The organism is Acuticoccus kandeliae, assembly GCF_003073115.1.
This window is the reverse complement of sequence record NZ_QBBV01000001.1, coordinates 675,106-698,019: the sequence shown is the minus strand read 5'-3', so window position 1 is coordinate 698,019 and position 22,914 is coordinate 675,106. Positions and strand designations below refer to the sequence as shown.

Annotated in this window: 18 protein-coding genes; 6 read left to right on the top strand and 12 right to left on the bottom strand. The window is 68.0% G+C overall.

All coding sequences use genetic code 11. The features are described 5' to 3' along the window. The first annotated feature begins 21 nt into the window (after window positions 1-21). Window positions 22-924 carry an RNA polymerase sigma factor RpoH gene (gene rpoH, locus DBV35_RS03170; RefSeq protein WP_108658786.1) on the top strand — a complete coding sequence of 301 codons (903 nt, stop codon included), beginning with the start codon at window positions 22-24 and terminating at the stop codon, window positions 922-924. Between the two features lie 60 nt (window positions 925-984). Here the strand turns inward: rpoH and DBV35_RS03165 are convergent, their stop codons facing one another. The 4 genes from DBV35_RS03165 to DBV35_RS03150 form a co-directional block, all read right to left on the bottom strand. Then, on the bottom strand, window positions 985-1,581 hold the full coding sequence (locus tag DBV35_RS03165) for a GbsR/MarR family transcriptional regulator (RefSeq protein ID WP_108658785.1): 597 nt from the start codon (window positions 1,579-1,581) through the stop codon (window positions 985-987). 195 nt (window positions 1,582-1,776) lie between these two features. Further along, window positions 1,777-2,787 carry an extracellular solute-binding protein gene (locus tag DBV35_RS03160; protein WP_108658784.1) on the bottom strand — a complete coding sequence of 337 codons (1,011 nt, stop codon included), beginning with the start codon at window positions 2,785-2,787 and terminating at the stop codon, window positions 1,777-1,779. Window positions 2,788-2,935: 148 nt separating this feature from the next. Then, the gene (locus DBV35_RS03155) at window positions 2,936-8,125 is read right to left on the bottom strand and encodes a translocation/assembly module TamB domain-containing protein (RefSeq protein WP_108658783.1); all 5,190 of its coding nucleotides are present in this window, start codon (window positions 8,123-8,125) and stop codon (window positions 2,936-2,938) included. A 13-nt stretch (window positions 8,126-8,138) separates the two neighbouring features. Further along, window positions 8,139-9,983 carry an autotransporter assembly complex protein TamA gene (locus DBV35_RS03150; protein ID WP_157961552.1) on the bottom strand — a complete coding sequence of 615 codons (1,845 nt, stop codon included), beginning with the start codon at window positions 9,981-9,983 and terminating at the stop codon, window positions 8,139-8,141. 334 nt (window positions 9,984-10,317) lie between these two features. Between DBV35_RS03150 and DBV35_RS03145 the strand changes: the two genes are divergently transcribed. The 3 genes from DBV35_RS03145 to DBV35_RS03135 all read left to right on the top strand — a co-directional run bounded on the left by DBV35_RS03145 (window position 10,318) and on the right by DBV35_RS03135 (window position 13,136). Further along, the gene (locus DBV35_RS03145) at window positions 10,318-11,136 is read left to right on the top strand and encodes a sterol desaturase family protein (RefSeq protein ID WP_108658781.1); all 819 of its coding nucleotides are present in this window, start codon (window positions 10,318-10,320) and stop codon (window positions 11,134-11,136) included. Between the two features lie 116 nt (window positions 11,137-11,252). Then, window positions 11,253-12,146: a sulfurtransferase gene (locus tag DBV35_RS03140; RefSeq protein WP_108658780.1), complete on the top strand. Its 894-nt coding sequence runs from the start codon at window positions 11,253-11,255 to the stop codon at window positions 12,144-12,146. Window positions 12,147-12,212: 66 nt separating this feature from the next. Next, entirely contained in the window at window positions 12,213-13,136 is a 924-nt protein-coding gene (locus DBV35_RS03135; protein ID WP_108658779.1) for a pirin family protein, read from the top strand. Between the two features lie 394 nt (window positions 13,137-13,530). Here the strand turns inward: DBV35_RS03135 and ppa are convergent, their stop codons facing one another. The 6 genes from ppa to DBV35_RS03105 all read right to left on the bottom strand — a co-directional run bounded on the left by ppa (window position 13,531) and on the right by DBV35_RS03105 (window position 19,401). Continuing rightward, entirely contained in the window at window positions 13,531-14,082 is a 552-nt protein-coding gene (gene ppa / locus DBV35_RS03130) for an inorganic diphosphatase (protein ID WP_108658778.1), read from the bottom strand. Window positions 14,083-14,314: 232 nt separating this feature from the next. Beyond that, window positions 14,315-14,929 carry a hypothetical protein gene (locus DBV35_RS03125; RefSeq protein WP_108658777.1) on the bottom strand — a complete coding sequence of 205 codons (615 nt, stop codon included), beginning with the start codon at window positions 14,927-14,929 and terminating at the stop codon, window positions 14,315-14,317. A 159-nt stretch (window positions 14,930-15,088) separates the two neighbouring features. Next, a complete protein-coding gene (locus tag DBV35_RS03120; protein WP_108658776.1) occupies window positions 15,089-15,397 on the bottom strand; it encodes a YegP family protein in 309 nt (102 codons plus the stop codon). 147 nt (window positions 15,398-15,544) lie between these two features. Beyond that, on the bottom strand, window positions 15,545-17,050 hold the full coding sequence (locus DBV35_RS03115; protein WP_108658775.1) for a UxaA family hydrolase: 1,506 nt from the start codon (window positions 17,048-17,050) through the stop codon (window positions 15,545-15,547). A gap of 141 nt (window positions 17,051-17,191) precedes the next feature. Continuing rightward, complete coding sequence (locus DBV35_RS03110) at window positions 17,192-18,304, bottom strand: GSCFA domain-containing protein (protein ID WP_205648452.1); 1,113 nt, start codon at window positions 18,302-18,304, stop codon at window positions 17,192-17,194. Next, the gene (locus DBV35_RS03105; protein ID WP_245943944.1) at window positions 18,301-19,401 is read right to left on the bottom strand and encodes an SGNH/GDSL hydrolase family protein; all 1,101 of its coding nucleotides are present in this window, start codon (window positions 19,399-19,401) and stop codon (window positions 18,301-18,303) included. Before DBV35_RS03105 ends, DBV35_RS03110 begins: the two co-directional genes overlap by 4 nt. On the opposite strand from DBV35_RS03105, the gene DBV35_RS03100 reads away from it, so the two are divergent. Both DBV35_RS03100 and denD read left to right on the top strand, forming a co-directional pair. Continuing rightward, complete coding sequence (locus DBV35_RS03100) at window positions 19,288-19,938, top strand: sulfite exporter TauE/SafE family protein (protein ID WP_342752359.1); 651 nt, start codon at window positions 19,288-19,290, stop codon at window positions 19,936-19,938. The genes DBV35_RS03105 and DBV35_RS03100 overlap by 114 nt on opposite strands. Before the next feature lie 121 nt (window positions 19,939-20,059). Then, window positions 20,060-21,022, top strand: coding sequence for a D-erythronate dehydrogenase (gene denD, locus DBV35_RS03095; protein ID WP_108658772.1), 963 nt, complete (start codon window positions 20,060-20,062; stop codon window positions 21,020-21,022). Window positions 21,023-21,086: 64 nt separating this feature from the next. On the opposite strand, the gene DBV35_RS03090 is transcribed toward denD, so the two are convergent. After that, on the bottom strand, window positions 21,087-22,037 hold the full coding sequence (locus tag DBV35_RS03090; protein WP_108658771.1) for a 2-hydroxyacid dehydrogenase: 951 nt from the start codon (window positions 22,035-22,037) through the stop codon (window positions 21,087-21,089). Then, window positions 22,034-22,876 carry a fumarylacetoacetate hydrolase family protein gene (locus DBV35_RS03085; RefSeq protein ID WP_108658770.1) on the bottom strand — a complete coding sequence of 281 codons (843 nt, stop codon included), beginning with the start codon at window positions 22,874-22,876 and terminating at the stop codon, window positions 22,034-22,036. Before DBV35_RS03085 ends, DBV35_RS03090 begins: the two co-directional genes overlap by 4 nt. Window positions 22,877-22,914: the final 38 nt, after the last annotated feature.

Sequence of the window (22,914 nt, the reverse complement as noted above, 5' to 3'; positions counted from 1 at the left end):
ATCTCTTGAGGAGGGATCCCTATGGCAAAATCCCTGCCAGCGATCGCGTCTGGTGAAGCGGGCCTATCCCGCTACCTGGACGAGATCCGCAAATTCCCCATGTTGGAGCCGCAGCAGGAGTACATGCTCGCCAAGGCGTACTTGGAGCATGACGACTCCGACGCGGCGCACAAGCTGGTGACGAGCCATCTCCGTCTCGTCGCCAAGATCGCGATGGGCTATCGCGGCTATGGTCTGCCCATTTCCGAGGTCATTTCGGAAGGCAATGTCGGCCTCATGCAGGCCGTCAAGCGCTTCGACCCGGAGAAGGGGTTCCGCTTGGCCACCTACGCTATGTGGTGGATCAAGGCGGCAATCCAAGAGTACATCCTGCGCTCGTGGAGTCTTGTGAAGCTCGGGACCACGGCGAACCAGAAGCGGCTGTTCTTCAACCTGCGCAAGGTGAAGAGCTCGATCCAGGCGCTCGACGATGGTGATCTGCGGCCCGATCAGGTCGCCCAGATCGCGCAGAAGCTGAACGTGCCGGAATCGGACGTGATTTCGATGAACCGGCGCCTCTCGGGCGATACCTCGCTGAACGCCCCGATCCGGCAGGAGGCCGATTCGGGCGAATGGCAAGATTGGCTGGTCGACGATTCGACGAGCCAGGAAGAGGTCCTCGCCGAGAACGAGGAGCTCGACAATCGCCGCCAGCTCCTGAAGGACGCGCTCGGCGTGCTGAACGACCGCGAGAAGCGCATCTTCGAGATGCGGCGCCTCGCCGAGGAGCCGATGACGCTGGAGGCCCTCTCGGCCGAGTTCGGCGTCTCGCGCGAGCGGGTGCGTCAGATCGAGGTGCGGGCGTTCGAGAAGGTGCAGAAGGCGGTGGTGAAGGCGGCACGCGAGAAGGAACGGCCGCAAGAGCAGCTCGCCGCCTCGCTCTGAGCGCGGCAGACGCGCCCATCCGACGACTAAGGACCGGCCCCTCGCGGGGCCGTTTTCGTATCAGCCGTCCTCGGCGGCGGGGTCGGGCTCTGCGCTGCCCGGCGCGCGCTTGCGCGTCATCGGCAGCACCTTTCCGGCCTTGGCGACGAATTCCTGCACCTTCGCGCCCAGCGACAGGAGCTGGACGAGCCGCTGGGTCTCGAGCCGGTTCATGTCGTCATACCAGCCGGTCAGAAGCTCGATCAGCTCCGACAATTCCTCGATGCGGCCGCGGGCGTAGGCGTCCGCCTCGCCGATCTCGTCGGAGAGCTGGAGTTCGCGCAGCTTCGACAAGGTCGGGTCGATCTCCCGGCGCTTGCGCTCCTCCACCAGCGTGCGCACGATCTCCCACAAATCGCCGGGCGTCGTGAAATATTCACGCCGGTCTCCGGGGAAGTGCTTCAGCCGCACGAGCTTCCACGCCTGCAGCTCCTTCAGCCCCATGGAGACGTTCGATCGCGAGAAGCCGAGGAGGTCGGTGATCTCCTCCGCGTTCAGCGGCCGCTCCGTCAGGAAGAGCAGCGCGTAGATCTGGCCGACGGTGCGGTTGATACCCCAGCGCGAGCCCATCTCGCCGAAATGCAGAACGAACTCCTGCTGGAAGGGGGGAAGATTCACGGCACCTCCGTCATCATGGGCGCGCGGCGAGCATCCGTGCGCGGCGCGGATTTTCGCCGATGCTACCGCATCAATGGCGCTTTGGGCTGATTTATCGAACGGCCGGGGTGGGAACGAGAAAAGCCCGCGCCGCGGCGCAGGCTTTCGCTTTAGAGAAGGCGGGCGCGACGGGCCGGCCGCGCCCGGCCGCGCGGATCAGCGGTAGCCGACCTCGTTGAAGATGCGCTGGGCGACGTCGCCGTTCATGGCGAAGGAGCCGACATTCAGCTCGTCGCGGCGGAAGGAGCCGAGCTGGGTGACCTCCGGCGCAGGCTCGACGCCCTCCACGACCGGGAACTCGTCATTGCCGTTCGCGATCAGCTCCTGCGCGGTCGGGGTCAGGAGGTACTCGATGAAGGCGCGGGCGTTGTCGACGTTCGGCGCATACTTGGCGATGCCGGCGGCCGAGATGTTGACGTGCGTGCCGGTCGTCTCCTGGTTCGGGAAGACGACGCCGATCTTGTCGAGCCCTTCGGTGAGGCCGGAGACCTCGCTGCGGAAGGCGCGGGCGAAATAATAGTGGTTCGCGATCGCGATCTGGCACTCGCCCGAGACGATGCCGCGGAGCTGGTCGGTGTCGCCGCCCTGCGGGTCACGCGCGAGGTTGTTCTTCAGGCCCTCGGCCCAGGCGCGGGCCGCGTCCTCGCCATCGTGCGCGATGATCGAGCCGAGGAGGGAGAGGTTGTAGACGTTGGAGGACGAGCGCGTGCAGATCATGCCCTCATACTTCGGGTCGGCGAGGTCCTGGTAGGTCTGAGGCGGGTTCTCGACCGAGGCCTTGTCGTAGAAGATGGCGCGGGCGCGGGTGGAGATCGCCGTCCAGTGATCGTCCGGGCTGCGCAGCTCCGGCGCGACCTTCTCGTCGATGATGTCGGAGTTCAACGGCTGGAGGAGGCCCGCGAGGTCGGCGCGGCCGATGCGGCCCGCGTCGACGGTGATGAACACGTCCGCCGCGCCGAGCTCGCCCTCGGAGGTCATGCGCTCGATGAGGACGTTGGCGTCGTCCTCGATGCGGTTCACCTTGATCCCGGTGCTTTCTTCGAACGTCTTGTAAAGAGAATCGTCGGTGTCGTAGTGACGGGACGAGTAAACGTTCACTTCGCCCTGCGCAAAAGCAGGCGTCGCCAGCGCGACGAGCAGCAGTGCGGAGAGATATGGACGGCGCATGGGCAACCTCATCGGTTTATTGGTTGCCCGAGCCAGTATCCAGGCGCCGGACGGGCGTCAACGGCCCGCCGTCGCTTGAGAATTCTACAAATTTCAGGCTGAGCGCCGGTTTATATTGAACTAGAATAAGTCAAATATATTCCGGCGGTCAGTACTCGCGCTCGAAGTAGATGCCGAGCGACGTCTCGTCGGTCATGGCCTCCCCGCGCAGCGTGAGATTCCGCGTCACGTCGAGGTTCAGCGTGATGCCGGAGGAGCGGTCGCCCGCCCGCACGCCGACATAGACATTGTCAGCGATGTAGCGGCCGGCCTGCGCTGAAGTGCCGCCATCCTCGGTCTGCACGATCTCCAGATTGTCGAGCCCGGAGAAGACGCGGACCTGTTCCAGGATGTTCGGGCCGCCACCACCGCCCGCAAGCTCGGCCACCGCCGCCGCGAGCTGGGCGAGCTGGAAGGCGGAGAGATCGCCGATGCTGCGGCCGAAGAGGAGCTGGGCGAGGACTTCGTCCTGCGGCAGGTCAGGGACGGATTCGAAGCGCACGTCCGGCGCGCTCGCCTGGCCCGAGACGACCACACGCACCGTCACCTGCCCGCGCGAGGTCTCCGCGACGAGGCTGATCGTGGGGTCGAGGTCGCCGAGGAGCGTCACCGCACCCTCGGTGAAGACGATCCGCTGGCTGAGGATGTTGATGCGGCCGCGGATGAGCTCGAACCGGCCGACGGGGGAGATGTTGTCGGAGGGGCCCGTGACGCGCAGGTTGCCGCCGAACTCGGCGTCGATGCCGCGGCCGCGCACGAAGAGGCGCCGCGGGGCGGAGATCGTGATGTCGAGCCGGATGCCGGTCGCCTGGCGGCCCTCCTCCTCGACGCCCGCATAGGGACCCGCCTTCGCGCGCCGCAGCGTCTCGAGCACCGCGCGCGAGGGATCGTAGTGGTTGACGTTGATGAGCGTGCTCGACCCGTTGAGGCGCTCCGGCACGGTGATCTCGGCGCGCTCCACATCGATCCGGCCGGAGATCAGTGGATCGGCGGTGAGCGGGCCGGTCACCTTCAGGTCGCCGTCGAGGAGGACGACGAAGAGCTGCCCGTCGGCATAGCGCGCGTTGCGGGCGGTGACGGTGAGGTCGGCCGGGAAGCCCGCGCCGAGCCCGATCGAGCCGGAGACGGAGACCGTCCCGTCGCCGAGATTGGCGCTGAGGCGCTCGATCACGACGCGGTCGCGGGTGAGGTTCGCCGCGAGCGACCCGTTGGAGAGGACGAGGTTGGTGTCGGGGTCGCGGAAGTTGATGCCGCTGCCGCGCACCGAGCCGGAGAAGGCGGGGGCCGCGATCGAGCCGGTGACGCGCACGTCGGCGTTGACGTCGCCGCTGATCGTGGCGCCGCGCTCGGCGACGAAGCGCTGGGCGAGCGAGAGCGGAGCCGAGGCGGTGACGCGCACGTCGAGCCCGCCGCCGGAGAGCGGCACGACGCCCGAGGCGTTGACCGAGAGGCCCGCGCCCTGCGCGGTCGCGGAGGCGATCTGCACGCGGTTGTTCGCGAAGCTGCCGGTCGCGCGGATCGCGAGGGAGCCGATATTGGCCTGGTCGAGCGCGGCGGCGGAGAAATTGTCGACGCCGAGGGAGAAGGTCGCGCGCGGGTTGTCGACCGAGCCCGTCGCCTGCGCCTGGCCGGAGAGAGTGCCCGAGAGGCCGAGTTCCGGCTGCATCCCGTTCGCGAGCGCGACCGGAAGGTTCGCGAGGTTGACCTTGATGTCGAGGCGGCGGCCGATGGTCCCCTGCGCCCGCGCCTCGCCGCCCCCGATCCGCACCACCGCGTCAGAGAGGGTGACGGTGCCGCGATCGTAGCTGCCCGAAGCGTTGATCGAGGCCGGCGGGAGGCCGGCATTGCGCAGCGGCGCGGCGGTGAGCGAGGGGCTGTTCACCTGGAAGGTGATTTGCGGGCTCGTGACCGGGCCGCGCGCCTTCACCTCGCCCGACACCGTGCCCGAAGCGCCGAGATCGCGCTGGAAGCCGTTCGCGATGGCGAGCGGCAGGTTCGTCACGCGCGCGGTGACGTCGAGGCGCTTGCCGACGGTGCCGGACGCCGTGATCGTGCCGCCCGCGATCCGCACCTCGGCCGTCCCGAGGCTCGCCTCCTCGTCCTCATAGTGGCCGGCGAGCGTCGCGCTCACGGGATTGATCCCGGCGGAGCGGAGCGGCGCGGCGGTGGCGTTCGCGACATTGACCTGGAAGTCGGCGGCCGGATCGTCGAGCGATCCGGTCACGTTCGCGCGGCCGGACACCGTGCCCGCGATCGCAAGATCGGGGACGAAGGCGTTCGCGAGCGCGAGCGGCAGCGTGGTGACGTTGACGGTGAGGTTCAGCGCCTCGCCGACGGTGCCGGACGCGACGATCTCGCCGCTGCCGATCCGCGTCTCGAAGCGGGCGATGGTGGCCGTGCCGTCCGCGTAGCGGCCCTCGGCGTTGAGGGTCAGCGGGTCGATGCCGCGCTCACGCAGCATGTTGGCGGTGACGCCGGTCGCCGAGACGGTGGCGGCGGCGACGGGCTCGGCGCGGGTACCGGAGAGGGTCACGTCGCCCGAGACGGTGCCCGCGACGCCGAGATCGGCGCGCACGAGGTTCGCGATCGAGAGCGGGAGCTGCGCGATCCGGGCGCGCAGATCGAGCGTGTCGCCGAGCGTCCCGGCGATGGTGACGCGCCCGTCCCCGATCGACAGTTCCGTGTCGTCGATGCGCACGGTGTTGCCGGCGACCGAGACCGAGGTCGGCGCGACGAGGCGCGCGGCAAGGCCCTCGCGCGAAAGGAGGAAGGTGTCGAGGCCGGCGACGAAGCCATCCTCGGCGCGGGCGAGCGTGCCGGTTGCCGACAGCGAGCCGGAGCCGAGATCGGCGTTCGTGCTGATATGCGTCGTCTCGCCATCGCGCCGCGCGGTGACGTCGGCGGTGCGAACGTCGAACCCGGCGACCTTGAGGGTGCGCAGGCTCGCCGTGCCGTCGAGCGCGGGGATGCCGAGCGCGTCGTCGATCGCGAGGTCGATGTCGGCGAAGCCGAGCGAGATGCCGGCGACCTCGATCTGGCGGGCCTCGGCGTCGATATCGACCGCCTGGCGCTCGTCGGTGACGGAGAGCTGGAGCGTCGCCGAGAGGCTGCCCTCCGCCTCGGTGAGGGCGAGCGGGGCGAGGCGGGAGAGGTTCGGCACGTCGAGCACGAGGTCGCCGCTGACGAGGCCGCTGTCGAGGAGCGAGAGCGAACCCTCGGCCGTCGCGCCGGCGATCTCGATGACGAGGCCGCGCAGCGCCCGCAGGCCGTCCCCGGTGTCGAGCCGGGTCGAGAGGTTCAGCGGCTCGTTCGCGTAGGTGCCCTCGACCGTGAGCGTGCCGTCGAGGTCGAGCGGGATGGCGCTGTTGCGGTCGAACGTGCCGTCGAAGGCGACGTCGAGCGCGTCGAGCGACTGCCGGTCGAGGCGGAGCGAGGGGCTCGTGATCCGGGCCGAGACGGTCGGCGTCGCGGCCTGGCCGCTCACCGTGAGGCGCGCCTCGATCGGGCCGCCGGCCTTCTCGCTGACCGCGGCGAGGTCGCGCAGCGAGACGGCGGCCTGAAGGTTCGCCTCGGCCTCGCTGACCGTGCCGTCGACCGTGACGGTGAGCTGCTCGTTCGCGATGCGGAAGGTGTCGAAAGCGGCTCCGGTTTCCAGCGTCGCGGCGCGGCCGGACAGGGTGGTCGTGCCCTGGAGAAGCCCGTCGACGGCGGCGATGCCCGCCTCGAGATTCTCGGTCGTCGCGTCGATCACGAGGTCGACGAGGCCGTTGAAGCCGATCGTGCCGCGCGCGCCGAGATTGATCGAGCCGCCGAGATCGCGGTTCGCAAGACCCGAGAATGCGGCGAGGTTGGCCGCCTCCAGGCGGTAGTTGCCGTCGAGCCCGGAGCCGATCGAGCCATCGAAGTGGGCGTTCAGATTGTCCGAACTGATCTCGGCGACGGCGATCGTGACGGGCGCGCCCGACTGCCAGCGCCCCGAGACGCTGAGCGAGAGCTTGGCGCCGATCGCGTCGGCAAGGCCGCCATCGTCGGAGGTGAGCTGGTCGGCGCCGCCGGTGACGTCGAACACCACCGTGCGTGCGGCGGGGTCGGAGAGGTTGGTCGCCGTGCCTGTCGCCTCGATGCGGGCGGTGGGGGCGCTGAGGAGCGGGGTGTCGAGCTCGTCGAGCACGATGTTCGCGCTGAAGGCGCCGCCGGTTGACTGGCCGAGCGAGACGTCGATCGTCGCCGCGCGGACCGTCGCGTCGCCGCCGCCGCCCGGCAGGATGATGGGCTCGCCGTCGCCGCGCTTCAGGTCGCCGTCGATCGCGAGGCGCGTCGGCACGCCGTCGGCGGCGAGCGCGGCCTTGATGTTGAGCGAGGCGACGCCGCTCACGAAATTGCCCTCGGAGACCTCGATCTCACCGCTGTCGCGGCGGGTGAGGTCGATCTTCAGCCGCGTCCCGCCTTCCACGAGCGGGTCGTAGAGGTCGGCGACGAGGGGGGTGAGGTTGCCCTCGATGTCGGCGAGGAAGCGCAGCCCGCCCGCGACCTGCGAGATGGTCGTCGTGCCCGAGAGGAGCGTGCTGCCGTCCGCGTCGAGGCGGATATTGGCGAGGAAGTCGGATAGCGGGCCGTCGCCCTTGATCTCGAACGTGATCGGCGGGCGGCCGTCGATGTTCAGCGCGTTCGCGATGACGCCGTCGGCCGGCTCGGCGACGGTCACGTCGATCGCGAGCTGGCGCGAGCTGTTGCTGAAGCTCGTGTCGATCGAGAAGGTGCCGGCGCGGTCCTTGCGCTCGATCTCGAGCTTGGCCTCGAGGTCGCCGCTCGCGAGGCGGATGCTGCCGTCGACGCCGAGCGTCGCGGCGGGGCCGATGATGCCCTCCGCGATCTGGACCTGCGGCACGGCGAGCTTGTCGATGATGACCGAGACCGGCAGCTCGGGCACGGCGAACTCGGCGCCCTCCTCCAGCGGCTGGTCGTTTTCGTTCGGCAGCGGCGGGCGCGTGATGACGATGGAGGCGGCTTCGAGGCTGTCGATCGAGAGGCGCCCGCGCAGGAGCGCGAGACGCGACCAGACGAGGTGGACGTCGTTGATCGTCAGCCACGTCCCGTCGCGGTCGGCTATCGAGATCGAGGCGATGCGCACGTTGGAGGACAGCGCGCCCTCGATCCGGCCGAGGGTGATCTGGCGGTCTGGCGTCGAGATCTGCCGCTCCACGAAGCGCACGAAGCGGGAGCGCTCGTCGTCCTGCGCGAGCGCGAAGCCGGCGGAGGTGACGCAGAGGACCATCAGGAGGAGGAGGAGCTTTTTCATCGCATATCCTCCATCAGAAGGCCTGGCCGATGCCGATATAGAAGGCGACGTTCGGGTCGCCATCGAGCGGATCGAGCGGGACGGCAACGTCGAAGCGGAGCGGGCCGAGCCCGGTCGCGTAGCGCAGGCCGACGCCCGCGCCGAAGCGCAGCGGCTCGGAGAAGTCCGGCAGTTCGTCGACGAACGCGTTGCCCATGTCGAGGAAGGGCACGATCCCGATCGACTGGGTCACGCCGATGCGCGCCTCGACGGAGGCGGTGAAGTAGCTGCGCCCGCCGACCACCTCGCCGTCCGGCCCGATGGGGCCGACGCCGCGATAGGGATAGCCGCGGATCGAGCCGCCGCCGCCGGCGAAGAAGAGCTTGCTCGCCGGCACATCGTCGAGCGGGGCGCCGACGATCGAGCCGACCGAGGCGCGCCCGGCCAGGACGAGGCGCTCGCCGCCGATCGGGTAGTAGGCGGTGCCCTGCAGCTCGTTGATGACGCCGATATTCTCGTTGTTCACTTCGTAGAAGGGCTCGGTCGAGGCGTCGACGCGGAAGCCGCGCGTCGGGTTCAGCGCGTTGTTCGAGCCGTCATATTTCACCGAGATCGGCGTGCTCAGGAACACGAAGTCGCCATCGCCGACCGTCGTCTGGTCGATCGTGATGAACTGGCCGGAGAGGAAGCCGTCGATCGTCAGGCGCTCGCCGATCCGGCGCGTGAGGCCGAGCTGGCCGCCGGCGGTGCGGGCGCGGTAGGTGTCGGGCGAATCCTGCTCGCCGAAGATGGTGGCGGAGAAGTCGGTGTACGGGTTGATGACGCCCGGTTTGATGAAGGTCGCGGCGACGCGGTAGTTGTATTCGTCCGGATCGCTGGCATCGATGCCGCCGACGCGCGCCTCGAGGTTCAGCTTCTCGGCGCGGCCGAAGAGGTTGCGGTGGCGCCAGTAGGTCTCGAGGCCGATGCCGTCGACCGTGGAGTAGGACGCGCCGAAGCCGTAGACGCGGCGCTTGCGCTCGGCGACGTTCAGCTCGATCGGGAGCGAGCCGTCGGGAAGGATCTCCTCCCCTTCCACGATGCGCACGGCCTGGAACACTTCGAGCCGGCGCAGCTGGTCGCGCGCGCGGTCGAGATCGTCAGGATCGAACGGCTCGCCCGGCGTGATGCCCGCATAATAGGCGACGAACATCGGGTCCATGTACTGGGTGCCGGTGACCGAGGTGTCGCCGAACACGGCGAAGCGGCCCGGATTGACGGTGATGCCGACATCGACCGTGTTGTCGTTGTGGTCGGCGGTCACGTTCGTCCGCTCGATCGCGGCCTTCGGGTAGCCCTTGTGGCGCCAGCGGCCGACGAGGGCCGCCTCGCTCGCGATCACGACCGTCGAGTTCGCCGTCGCGCCGGGGTAGAGGCCGATCGCGGACGGGGCCTTCGGGGTCTTGTCGTTGTATTTCTCGGGGATGTCGCCCGCGGGATTGACGATGTCGATGTTGCGAAAATGGAAGAGCGGACCGGGGTCGACGTCGATCGCGACGTTCGCCGAGTCGCCGAATTCGGTGTCGACCGGAAGATCGGCCGCCTCGCGGCCGTCGACCTTGATCGAAATGGTCGGACCGTAGCGGGCCGAGCCGTAGAGCGAGCCGAGGAGGCGCTGATAGTCGCCACGCGCGCGCGATAGAAGCGCGGCCGAACCGGGGCTCGGCTCGTCGGACTCGTCGACGAGGCGGGAGACGCCCTTCAGCTGTTTCGTGAGCCCATCATCGGGCGTGACGGTGAGGTCGACCGTGTAGTCGACCGCGTCGGGCGGCGGCGGCTCCTTGCGCTCGCCCCACAGATGGTAGCCGAAGAGTTCGAAGGCGCGGGCGGAATCAGGCATAGCACCGCAGGCAAGTAGTGCCGCGGCGGCCATGGCTTGATACCTCAGGGCGACCCGCAAAACCAATTACTCCAAACTCGACTGACCTCGATCAATACGCGGCACCAAATCAGAATGCACAAGGAGATGCCATGCGTTGCGGGCGCTTGATCAGGTGCTGCGGCAAACGGGCAACACCCAATCGCGGTTAAATCTTTCAAAGATCGGAACAATTTTATGCCGGACGTGAAGCAGTCGATACCGGAACGGGTCGAAACTGGGAAACGAATGGCTACTTTGCAACGCGGCACGCGATGTGAGATGGATGGGCCATGTGGATGCGTGAGGTAAGGGAATGATGGGCCCGATTTTCGACCATCTCGCAGGCTTCGGGGCGCTCTGGCTTGCGACCTATGTGCTGGTGTTCGGCTCCTACCTGGCCTTCGGCTGGGCTTTCACCGTGTGGTCCCGCCAGCATCCGGAGCGGAAGATCCAGGAACGGCGCGACGGGCAAAAACGTCGCAACAAGGAGATCCGGGCCTCGGCGCGCTCGCTGATCGTGACGTGCGGCTGCTTCGCGGGCGGTCTTTATCTCCAGCTGAACGGCGTGACCCTCTTCGATCCCTTCGCGCTCACCTGGTGGTCGGCGCCGTTGATGTTCGGCGCGTCGATCTTCCTCTTCGACACGTGGTTCTACTGGATCCACCGGCTGAACCATTCCGGCCCGTTCAAGAAGTGGCACGCGCTGCACCACCAGTCCGTCGCGCCGACCGTGTGGAGCAACTATTCCGACACGTTCTTCGACGCGTTCTCGCAGCAGAGCTTCTTCCTGTTCATGCCGCTGATCGTGCCGTTCCCGCCAGCGATCTTCATCGCCCACCGCGTGTTCGATCACTTTAACGGCATGATCGGCCACTCCGGGCTCGAATTCGCGGCCGGCAAGTCCTCGCGCACACCCTGGCCGCTCGCCTCGGTGACGTTCCACGACATGCACCACTCGACCTACAACTACAATTATGCGAACCATTTCTCCTTCTGGGACCGGTTGATGGGCACGATCCACCCGGACTACGACAAGAAGGTCGTCTGGATGGAGGAGCGGATCGCCGCCGGCGCGTCCGCGAGCGCCAGCGGAGCGGGACGCGAGGCCGTCGGCCCCCAGCGCACCGCCTGAGCGCGCGAGCCGGCAGCACCCCGCCGGCCCCTCCCTTGCCGAGACGCCCGAAAGCCATTAGGTGCTAGCGCACATAACTGGACCCAGAATGTCCATATCCTGGCTTGAGGGAGACTATGCATCGATTTCTCATCGTCGCGGCGGCCACGATCCTGTCCGTCGCCACGGCTTCGGCCGCGCCCGCCTGGTCGCCGCTGATGGCCCCTGCCGACGTCGCGGCGATCGCCGACGCCGGTGACGTCGCGATCATCGACATCCGCGACAAGGACGCGTTCGCCACAGCGCACCTGCCGGGCGCCGTCAACGCGCCCTATGCCGACTGGCGCGGGCCCGCCGCCAATCCGGGCGCGGTCCTCAGCGACGAGGCGCTCACCACCCTCCTCCAGGGCCTCGGGCTCGAACATGACGACCGCGTCGTCGTCACCCATGCCGGCATCAACCAGACCGATTTCGGCGCCGCCGCGCGCGTCTACTGGACGCTGAAGTCGGCCGGGATCGGCGAGATCGCGATCCTGAATGGCGGCGTGCGGAGCTGGATCGCCGACGGCCTCCCCCTGTCGGTCGACCCGACCCCGGTGACCCCGTCCGAGGCGACCTTCACCCTCTCCGACGAGTGGATGATCGACCGCGCCGGCATCGCCTCCGTCCTCGCCGGCGAGCGCTCGGCTGCCCTCGTCGACGCGCGCCCCGAGGCCTTCTTCCGCGGCGAGACCAAACACGCCGCAGCGAACGCGCCCGGCACGCTGCGCGGCGCGAAGAGCCTGCCGCACGCGACCTGGTTCGAGGGCGCCGCGACCGAGATCGCCCCGTCCTCCGAGGCGCAGAAGATCGCCGCCAGCGCGCCGATAGGCGGCGACGGCCCCGTCGTCAGCTTCTGCAACACCGGTCATTGGGCGGCGACCAACTGGTTCGCCATGTCCGAGCTCGCCGGCCAGAAGAACGTGAAGCTCTACCCCGAGAGCATGGTCGGCTGGGTCAATGGCGGGGGTGACGCCGTCGCCGGCCAGTGAGACACTGACCGGGGCGAGGCGCCCGCCTCGCCCCGGCTCCAAAGGCCACAGAGGAGGCGAACGCCGATGAGTTTCGAGCCCGCTCCAGACCCCGTCCCCGGCGACGCCGCCTCGGCCGACTCCATCGAGACGATCATCATCCCGCGCTCGCGCGATCTCGGCGGATTCGAGGTGCGCCGCGCCCTCCCCTCCAGCCAGCGCCGGATGGTGGGCCCCTTCATCTTCTTCGACCAGATGGGCCCGGCCGAGTTCGTCATCGGCGAGGGGATCGACGTGCGACCCCACCCGCACATCAACCTCGCCACCGTCACCTATCTCTTCGATGGCGAGATCATGCACCGCGACAGCCTCGGCACGGAGGTGCCGATCCGCCCCGGCGCGGTGAACCTCATGACCGCCGGGCGCGGCATCGTCCATTCGGAGCGGACGGACCCGACGGTGAAGGCGCGCGGCCAGCGCCTCTTCGGCCTCCAGACATGGGTCGCCCTCCCCCAGGCCTTCGAGGAGGTCGACCCCGCCTTCGCCCACCACGGCGCGGACGACCTGCCGATTGTGGCGGACCACGGCGTCAGCGCCCGCCTCATCCTCGGCGAGGCGTGGGGCGCACGCTCGCCGGTGAAGACCTTCTCCTCGATGATCTACTCCGACATCACCCTCGCCCCCGGCGCGCAGATCCCGATCGAGACGAAGGACGAGGAGCGCGCCCTCTACACCGTCGCGGGCGAGGTGGAGATCGCCGGCACGCGCTACGGTGCCGGCCAGCTCCTGGTCTTCCGCCCCGGCGACCCGATCACGGTGCGCAACACCAGCCGGGAGACCGCGCGCGCCGTCCTCGTCGGCGGCGACGCGATGGATGGGCCCCGCTACATCTGGTGGAACTTCGTGTCGTCCCGCCGCGAGCGGATCGAGCAGGCGAAGGCGGAGTGGAAGTCGGGCCGCTTCGACACCGTCCCTGGCGACGCCGAGGAGTTCATCCCCCTCCCCGATTGAGCGGACGGGCGAAGGCCCATCTCAACGAAAAATGCCCCGGACCGAGGTCCGGGGCAAAGTCGCGAGGGTAAGTCGCACCGGAGAAAGGGATGTCGGGGCCCGGCTCCGGTAAGAGGGAGATACGGCGGCTTCATCGAAAAAAATATGACATAGATCACACATTTCGCGATTGACGCCTTGCCGACATACAAGCGCGACACGAAATAGGGGATAGCCGCCAAAGGCGATGAGGCAGAATCCGGCCCGTAACGGGCGTTTGCGATGATGCCGGTGCGAGATGGTCGCACCACCTCAAAAACAATCCGCGGAAACAGACCGAAACAATTGACTTCGGTTCGTCTTGACGTGCGTGTCGGCGGAAGCGCCACCGCGATGGGCGCGGTGGCGCGCCGTGTCACTCGGCGGCGGTCGAGAGGCCCTTGTCCTTCGCGCGCGCGATCGCCTCGATGATCTTCTGCTTCGCCTCGTCCACATCGCCCCAGCCCGTGACCTTCACCCACTTGTTGGGCTCAAGGTCCTTGTAGTGCTGGAAGAAGTGCTCGATCTGCTGGAGCGTGATCTCCGGAATGTCCCGGTAGCTCAGCACCTTCTCGTAGCGGCGGGTGAGCTTCGTCGTCGGGACGCACAGGATCTTCTCGTCGTGCCCGCTCTCGTCGTCCATGTGGAGGACGCCGATGGGGCGCGCGTTCATCACCGCGCCCGGCACGATCGGCCGCGTGTTCGCGATCATCACGTCGATCGGGTCACCGTCGTCCGACAGGGTGTGCGGGACGAAGCCATAATTCACCGGGTAGCGGGTCGGCGTGTAGAGGAACCGGTCGACCCACAAGGTGCCGGACGCCTTGTCGAGCTCGTACTTGATGGGCTCGCCCCCTACCGGCACCTCGATGACCACGTTGACGTCGTCCGGTGGGTTCTTGCCGATCGGAATGGCGTCGATGCGCATTGGCATATCCTCTGTGATTCCCGTCCACCCAGTCATGGCGACTGGCTGAACGCTTCACTATTGCAGCCGCTGCCGAGGGCAAGGGGGCGCGGCTGCTGCAAAGCGTCCACTGTGGGCGGCGCGCACCAATTTTCGTACGCAGAGATTGAACTGACCGCACGCTTCGCGGAAAGAGTGCGGTGCACTGAACCTATACCTTAGCGGAGGATGGCGCTCACTCAAAAGTTTGCGCTCACGCCTCGATCTCATCCCACGCGAGAGCACTGACGAAGCGGGGAAATTCGGCGCGCGGCACGCGCGTCGCGAGTGCCTGCGCATTCCTCCCGAGGCCGAGCCGCTTCGCCGCCCTCAGCGCGACCGCGTCGGCGAACGGGTGGATCTCCACCCAGACGCCCTGCGCCTCGCGAAAGAAGATGTCGACCGCGACGTCCCCCACCCCCTTCACCTCCTTGAGAAGGCGCCGCTCCTCGGCCGGGTCGCGCCCCGCCGCCTCCCGCAGGCGCCGCAAGTCGCCGCGATAGCGGTCGAGAAGGAGGTCCGCCATCGCCCCCAGCTTGCGCGCGGTGCTCTCGTCGAAGCGGGCATACCCGTGGGTGTTGAGGACGGCGACGCGCTCGCTCCAGGTCGACGCGGCCATTGCCTTCGCGGTCCGGTAGCCCGCGTCCGCGAGCGCGCGGGCGGCCGACATCGCCTGCGCGTGGCCGATCGGGGCGGCGAAGAGGAGGCAGGCGGTCAGCCAGCGGAACAACGGCGAGGGCGTGTTGCGCGCGAGCGGGATGCCGAGCGCGCCGGCGAAGGTCTCGCCATGCGCCGCCATCAGCGTGCGAACGGTGTCGGCCTTGCTCATCCGCGCCTCCCGCCGTCGGGGTCAACGCAGGGGGGTCGTGGATCGTTCGGCGCGCCGGGTCAGCGGGCCGCACACGGCCTGTCCGGCCCGTTCCCTGCGGGCCGGTGGGGTGAGATCGGATCGGCCCGGAGCCCCGTGGGGCGCCGGGGCGTGAGTGTCCTAGCCGGCGTAGCCCTGGCGAAGCGCGTTCGCCTCGGCGTCACCGCGGGACTTGAAGCCCGCGAGCGCGGCGCCGACGATCTTGCCGTTCGACGCCGTGCGGCGCCAACGCCAGTTGCCGGCCTTGTCCTCGTAGAACTCCCACTTGTCCTTCGCTTGCTTGCCGCGCTTCGCGTTGGACTCGCAGTCGCCTTTGTCCTTGTAGCCTTCGCACGAGGCGCCGACCAACGTGCCGTCGGCTGCCTTCATGCGCCAGCGCCACTCACCGCGCTTATCCTGATAGAGTTCGATCGCGTCTTTCTTCGCCACAGCTCGGACCCTCTTCGATGTCGCAAGAAGAGGATGGGTGATTTTGACGCACAGATGCAAGGCATGATTGCATCCGTATCGGGCACTATCCGCAAAACTGTGAGAAAACTGTGGGAGACGGCGCGCCGCGCAGGGCGGCGCGCTGCACTACATCACGGCGCCGATCTGCCAGGGCACGAACTCGTAGTCGCCGAGGCCCTGGGCCTCCGACTTCGTCGTCTCGCCAGACGCGACGGCGAGGATCCGCTCGTAGATCTGGCGGCCGACATCCTCGACGCTCGCCTCTCCGGTGAGGATCGGGCCGGCATCGATGTCCATGTCCTCGTTCATCTTGGTCGCGAGCTCGGTGTTGGTCGCGACCTTGATGGTCGGCGCGGGCTTGGACCCGAAGGCCGAGCCCCGCCCGGTGGTGAACACCACGACGTTTGAGCCGGACGCGATCTGCCCCGTCACCGAGGCCGGGTCGTAGCCGGGCGAATCCATGAAGGCGAAGCCCGGCGTGCGGACCTCCTCGGCATATTCGTAGACGCCGGTGAGCGGCGTCGTGCCGCCCTTCGCCGCCGCGCCGAGCGACTTCTCGAGGATGGTGGTGAGGCCGCCGCGCTTGTTGCCGGGGGATGGGTTGTTGTCCATCGAGCCCTTGTTGCGGGCGACATAATCCTCCCACCAGCGGATGCGGCGGATGAGGGCCTCGCCCACCTCGCGGCTCGCGGCGCGCTCGGCGAGGAGGTGCTCCGCGCCGTAGATCTCCGGCGTCTCGGCGAGGACGCCGGTGCCGCCCTGCGCGACGAGGAGGTCGCACGCATAGCCGAGCGCGGGGTTGGCGGTGATGCCGGACCAGGCGTCCGACCCGCCGCACTGGAGCGCCACGGTGAGGGCGGAGGCCGGGCACGGCTCGCGCTTGGCCTCATTCGCCATCGGCAGCATCGCCTCGACCTTCGCGATGCCCGCGTCCACGGTGCGCTTCAGGCCCGCGACGTCCTGGATGTTCATGGTCGCGAAGAGCGGCCCCTGCTTGAGGCCGTAGGCTTCGAGCAGCCAGTCGATCTGGTTCATCTCGCAGCCGAGCCCGACCATGACGACGCCGGCATGGTTCGGGTGGCGCGCATAGCCCCACATGGTGCGCTGGAGGGCGGCGAACCCGTCGCCGGAGCCGGCCATGCCGCAGCCCGTCCCGTGCGCGAAGGCGACGACGCCGTCGACATTCGGATAGGCGGCGAGGCGCTCGGGCGTGAAATAATCGGCGATCTTGTGGGCGGCGGTGGCCGAGCAGTTCACGCTCGTCAGGAGCGCGATGTAGTTGCGCGTCCCGATGCGGCCGCTCTCGCGCCGGAAGCCCATGAAGGTGTCCTGGCGCGTCGGCGGCGCGGGCGGCCGCAGATTGGTGCCGAACTTGTATTCGTAGTCGGTCGCGCGGAAGGCGAGGTTGTGGTCGTGCACGTGCTCGCCGGGCGCGATGTCCTGGCTCGCATAGCCGATGATCTGGGCGTACTTGCGCACCGCGTCGCCGGCCTTGATCGCGTGCATCGCGATCTTGTGGCCGCGCGGGATCAGCATCTGCGTGCGCACGGTTTCGATCTCGGTGCCAGCCTCGAGCGGGCGGGTCGCCGTCACGACATCGTCGTTGGGGTCAAGGCGGACGTAGAGAGCCATGGCGTTTCCTAAGATTTGTCTCGTTCTAGCACGAGACGAGGGCTTCCTGCGAAGCGCATTCTTGGTGATCGCGCGGGGCGCGACGGGGGTGTCCGGGCGTCGCGCGCCCGGCCGTTCGTGCAGGTGTCGGGGCCGTTCCGCTCAGCGGCCGCGGGTGTCGTCGAGGGCTTCCTCGTCGCACAGCACGTCGACGATCTCCTCCATCGCCTCGGCGTGACGGGCGGACCGCCCGGCCTCGATCCCGAGCGCGGAGGCGGTGCGCTTGCCGAGCCCGCGCGCCGCGCTGATCTCCACCGGCGCCTCATGCGAGCCGTAGTGCTTCAGGAAGACGCGCATCACGTGGCGCACGCCCGCCTCGTTCACCGAGCGGGCGTCGGAGGCGAAGTACATCGCGCGGGTCTGCGGCGCGGTGACGATCTCGTAGGACGGGAAATAGTCCACCTGATCGTCGGCGTCGGCCGCGGCCTGGGCCGCGACGCGCAGGATCGCCTTCGTGTGCGTGCTCGACACGAGGACGTGCCGGTCGATCCCGGTCGCCATGATCGGCTGCGGCGACACCGTCAGCACGATCTTCGCGGTCGGGTTCTTCTCCTTGATGATCGCGAGTGCGGCCTTCAGGTCCTCCGTCACCTCCTCGATGGAGAAGGCGAGGAGCTTGTGGCGCGCCGGGTCGTAGACGCCGCCGGCGACACCGGGGGCGAGCGGATAGACGGCGCCGGTCTCGTCCGTCCACGCCTCGGTCATCCCCATCGTGAAGACGAAGACCGAGAGGCCTTCAACCATCTCGCGCACCTTGGCGAGGTGGTAGGCGCGGTCGGCGAGAAGCTCGCGCTCGCTCTCATAGCTCGACACCTGGGGGCGGAACGGGTCGCACAGCGTGCCGTCCTCGCGCGTCCAGGCCTCCACCTCGGGGGTGAAGAGGCCATAGGCGCGCTCCAGGAGCTGGCGGAGCTGGCGCGCGGTGTAGATGTTGCCCGAGCGGGTCGAGTAGACGCCGTACTGGAAGGTCTCGGCCAGGTTCTCCGGCAGGATGCCGGGCGCGCCCTCGGTGATGAGGATGTTGAAGCCGTTCTTGTTGAGGTGCCGCGCGACGTTCTGCGCGAAGCAGCTCCCGGCCGTCGCCACCCTGTCGGACGGCAGGATGGCGAATTTCGGGTTCACCATCGGGTCGAGCGCCTCGGGGTCCGTCAGGCCCGCCGCGCGCTTCCAGTGCCGATAGTCGGCAATGCCGTCATAGGGGTGTCGCAAACTCATGAAGACGCCTCCGGGGTGGGCTTCGACGACGCGCGACGCGCCGCGCGCGCCGGCAGGTGGCCGTCCGCGAACTTGCGGATCTCCTCGAGAACGAGCGCGCCATAGCGGGCGTTCGCATGGGTCGGATCGGACTTGCGGAAAGGCGCGGCGAGGAAGCCGTCCGCGTCGAGCGCGGCGGGGATCGCATCCACAAAATGAATGCCTTCTGCCTCGCACGTCTCTTTCACGATTGCATTATGCATGCGGTAGAGCTTCATACGGATGGGAGCCGGCGTGAAGCGCGGCTCGAGCCCCGCCGACTCGGCGAACGAACCGAGATGCCGGGCAATGTGAGCCTCGTCCGCGATCGGCGGCGGCGAAGCGACGTGCATGGTGGGTTTGCCATAATACTGCTTCAGCAGGCGAATTTTCGCCAGCATCGCCGTCATCGAGAGCATGAGCGTCGCTCTGATCTGCGCCCGCGGCACGATGCGCCTGTCCTCGAACAGCGTCGGGACGCTCGGCTCCTCGAAGTCGAACGGCTCCGGGTGCTCGATCAGGCCCAGGATGTTGTGCGCGTTGCCGCCGATCATCGACACCGCGACGTCCGGCTTGAAGCGGGACAGGAGCGAGGGCGAGACCATCCCGAGACGGTTCTTCAACCCCTGCGGCAGGAGGAGAACGCCGATATCGGGATCGGGCTCGCGGCCGAGCGCGTCGAGCACGGCGCGCGAATGGCTCATGCCGAGGACGAAGATCGGCAGCGGCTGGGCCGACTTCAGCCCGCGCAGCAGCGGAGCCGGCATCCGGCTCTCGAGTTTGCGCGGCCATTTGATCATCGTGCTCGGCAAGAGATGCGGGTTCGACGCCTCGGCGCGCCGCTCCTTCACTGAGGACATGGGGCCCTTTCGCGCGTCATGAGCCTTGATCCAATCACCATCGGGACGTTCCTGCTCGCGGTGTCCATCTTGGGAATTTCGAAGGGCGGCCTTGCCGGCGTCGGCATGATCGCCATGCCGATGCTCCTGTTCGTGATGCCGCCCGCGAAGGCGGCCGGCCTCATGCTGCCGATCCTGATGATCCAAGACATGTTTAGCGTCTGGCTGTATCGCGCCCACTGGGATCGGGGCAATCTCAAACTGCTTTTGCCCGCCGCCACGGTGGGGATCGCGCTCGGCTTCACCCTCTTCTGGGCGTTGCCGGAGCGGCCCATTCTGGGGATCCTCGGCCTCGTCACGCTCACCTTCGCCCTGCGCGGGCTCCTCAACGCCAACGCGCCCTCCAAGACGCCGCGCAAGATCGTCGGCTGGATGCTCGGCATGATGTCGGGCTTCACCTCGACGGTGTTCCACCAGGGCGGACCGCCGTTCCAGATCTACCTCATCCCGCAGCGCCTGCCACGCGACGTCTTCGTCGGCACGGGGGTCATCTTCTTCGCGACGGTCAACATGATCAAGTTGCCGGGGTTCATCCTCCTCGGCCAGATCACCCGCGAGGGACTGATCGTCGCGGCGATCAGCGCCCCCTACGCCCTCTTCATGACGTGGGTCGGGATGCGCCTCGTGCGCGTCATCTCCGCCGAGCGCTTCTACAAGCTCATCTACTGGCTGCTCGTCGCGGTCGGCTGCAAGCTCCTCCTGGACGCCATCCTGTGAGGGCGGCCCGTCCCCTCGGGGCGACCCCGAAAAATTACGCGTGTCTCGATGCGCGAGGAGAATTCCATCACGGCGCGGACCGTTCTAGGTTCGCGCCCAACCAATCAAGGAGGGAGGAACCATGCGGATCCTGATCATCGGCGGCGGCGGATTTCTGGGACAGAAGATCGCCCGCTCACTCGCGGCGAGCGGCACGTTGCGCGGCGAGACCATCACCCATCTCGCGCTCGCCGACATCGCCGCCCCGGGGCCGATGGACGCGCCGTTCGAGGTCTCGCGCCACGCGACCGACATCTCCGACCGCAAGTCGGTGGACACGCTGTTCGAGACCCGGCCTGACGTGATCTTCCACCTCGCGGCCATCGTCTCCGGCCAGGCCGAGGCGGAGTTCGATCTCGGCATGCGCGTGAACCTCTTCGGCACGATCAACGTGCTCGAGGCGGCCCGCGCGCTCGGCACGGTGCCGGTCGTGGTCTTCACATCCTCCTGCGCCGTCTATGGCGGCGAGATCCCCGAGGAGATCGAGGACTGGACCGCCCTCAACCCGCAGACCTCCTACGGCGCGCAGAAGGCGGCGGGCGAGCTCTTCGTCACCGACTATTCGCGCAAGGGCTTCATCGACGGCCGCGCTCCGCGCCTGCCGACCGTGACGATCCGCCCCGGCAAGGCGAACGCCGCGGCCTCGTCCTTCATGTCCTCGATCTTCCGCGAGCCGCTGCAGGGCGAGGAGGCGATCTGCCCGGTCGATCCCGACTATGCGCTCTGGTACGCCTCGCCGCGCGCGACGGTCGCGAACCTCATCAAGTGCGCGGAGATTCCGGGCGAGAAGTTCGGCGAGCAGCGCGGCTTCGCCCTCCCCGGCCGCGTCGCGACGATCGGCGAAATGGTCGAGGCGATGCGCAACGTCGCCGGCGAGGAGCCGGTGAACCGCATCCGCTGGGAGAAGGATCAGCGCATCCTCGACATCGTCAATGTCTGGCGCCCGCACATCAACCCGCAGAAGGCGCTCGCGCTCGGGCTGACGGCCGACAACAATTTCGAGGAGAATGTGCGCTACTTCCTCGAGGACGACATCCGCCGCTGAGGATCGCGTGTGCCGCGCCCCTCAGGGGGAGAGGCGCGGCACAACGTTCGACGGGTCGCGCGGGTCAGCTGACCGGCGTGATCGGCGGGTGGCCGGCGAAGTAGGACTTCAGGTTCCGGTAGACGAGATCGCCCATCGCCCAGCGCGTCTTGTGGGTCGCCGAGCCCTGGTGGGGCGACAGGACCACATTGTCGAGGCCGAGGAAGCCTTCCGGCACGTTCGGCTCGTCCTCGAACACGTCGAGGGCGGCGCCGCCGATGCGGTTCTCCTTGAGCGCGGCGAGCATCGCCACCTCGTCGACCGTGGTGCCGCGGCCGACATTGACGAACAGCCCGTCCGGTCCGAGCGCGTCGAACACGGCCTTGTTGATCATCTTGTCGGTGCTGGCGCCGCCCGGCACGATCGAGACGAGCCAGTCCACCGCCTTCGCCATCTCGATGAGATCGCCATAGTAGGGATAGGGCTCGAACTTCTGCTCGGTGCGGCCGTGATAGACGACCTGCATCTTGAAGGCCTGGCAGCGCCGGGCGACTTCCTTGCCGATCCGGCCGAGGCCGACGATGCCGACGGTCGCGCCCGTGAGCTCGCGCGTCAGCGGGTAGTTGCCGTCCTTCGCCCAGCGGCCCGCGCGCACATAGGCGTCGGTCTGCGGGATCTTGCGGCAGAGCGCAATGATGAGCCCCATGGTGATCTCGGCCATCGCGTCGTTGAGGACGTCCGGAGTGTTGGTCACCACGACGCCGCGCTTGCGGCATTCCGGGACGTTGATCGCGTCATAGCCGACGCCGAAGCTCGAGACGATCTCGAGATTCGGCAGCTTGTCCATCAGCTCCGGCGGCGAGCCGGCATGGCCGTTGGTGGCGATGCCGCGGATCTTCGGGCCCACGGTGGCGAAGAACGCGTCGCGGTCCTCGACCTCGTAGAGCTTGTGGGCGTTGAAGCCGGCCTCCAGCGCCTCGACGAGGCTCGGCTGCAGCCGGCCCGCGAGGAGGATATCGACCTTCTCTTCGCTCATGCCGCGACGACCTTCTGGCGCTGCTCGCCGAGGCCGGCGATGCCGAGCGTCATGACGTCGCCGACCTTCAGATATTGCGGCGGCTTCATGCCCATGGCGACGCCCGGCGGGGTGCCGGTCGGGATCACGTCGCCCGGCTTCAGCGTCATGAAGTTGGAGACGTAGGAGACGATCGTCGGCACGTTGAAGATCAGCGTCGAGGTCGAGCCGGTCTGGCGGCGCTGGCCGTTGACGTCGAGCCACATGTCGAGATTGTGCGGGTCCGGCATCTCGTCACGGGTGACGAGCCAGGGGCCGAGCGGGCCGAACGTGTCGTGCGACTTGCCCTTCGTCCACTGCCCTTCGCGCTTGGTCTGATAGTCGCGCTCGGACACGTCGTTGAAGAGGGTGAAGCCGGCGACATAGTCCATCGCGTCCGCCTCGGAGACGTACTTGGCCTCCTTGCCGATCACGATCGCGAGCTCGACTTCCCAGTCGAGCGCCTCGGACCCGCGCGGCAGCTCGACATCGTCGTTCGGGCCGACGATCGCGCTGACCGCCTTCTGGAACATGATCGGCTGGGTCGGCGGGGTGGCGCCGGTCTCGGCCGCGTGGTCGGAATAGTTGAGGCCGATGCAGATGCACTTGCTCGGCGAACCGACGCAGGGCCCGATGCGGCCGACATTCTCGACAACCGGCAGGCTCGACACGTCGGTCGCGATGAGCTGCTCCAGCACCTCTGGCGAGATCGTCGCGCTGGAGATGTCGGCAACGACGCCGGACAGGTCACGGATGGTGCCGTCGGTGTGCAAGCAGCCAGGCTTTTCGTGGCCCGCCGGGCCGTAGCGCAAGAGTTTCAAGGACCGTCTCCCTTGGTTCGGGTTGTTTCTTGGACGCA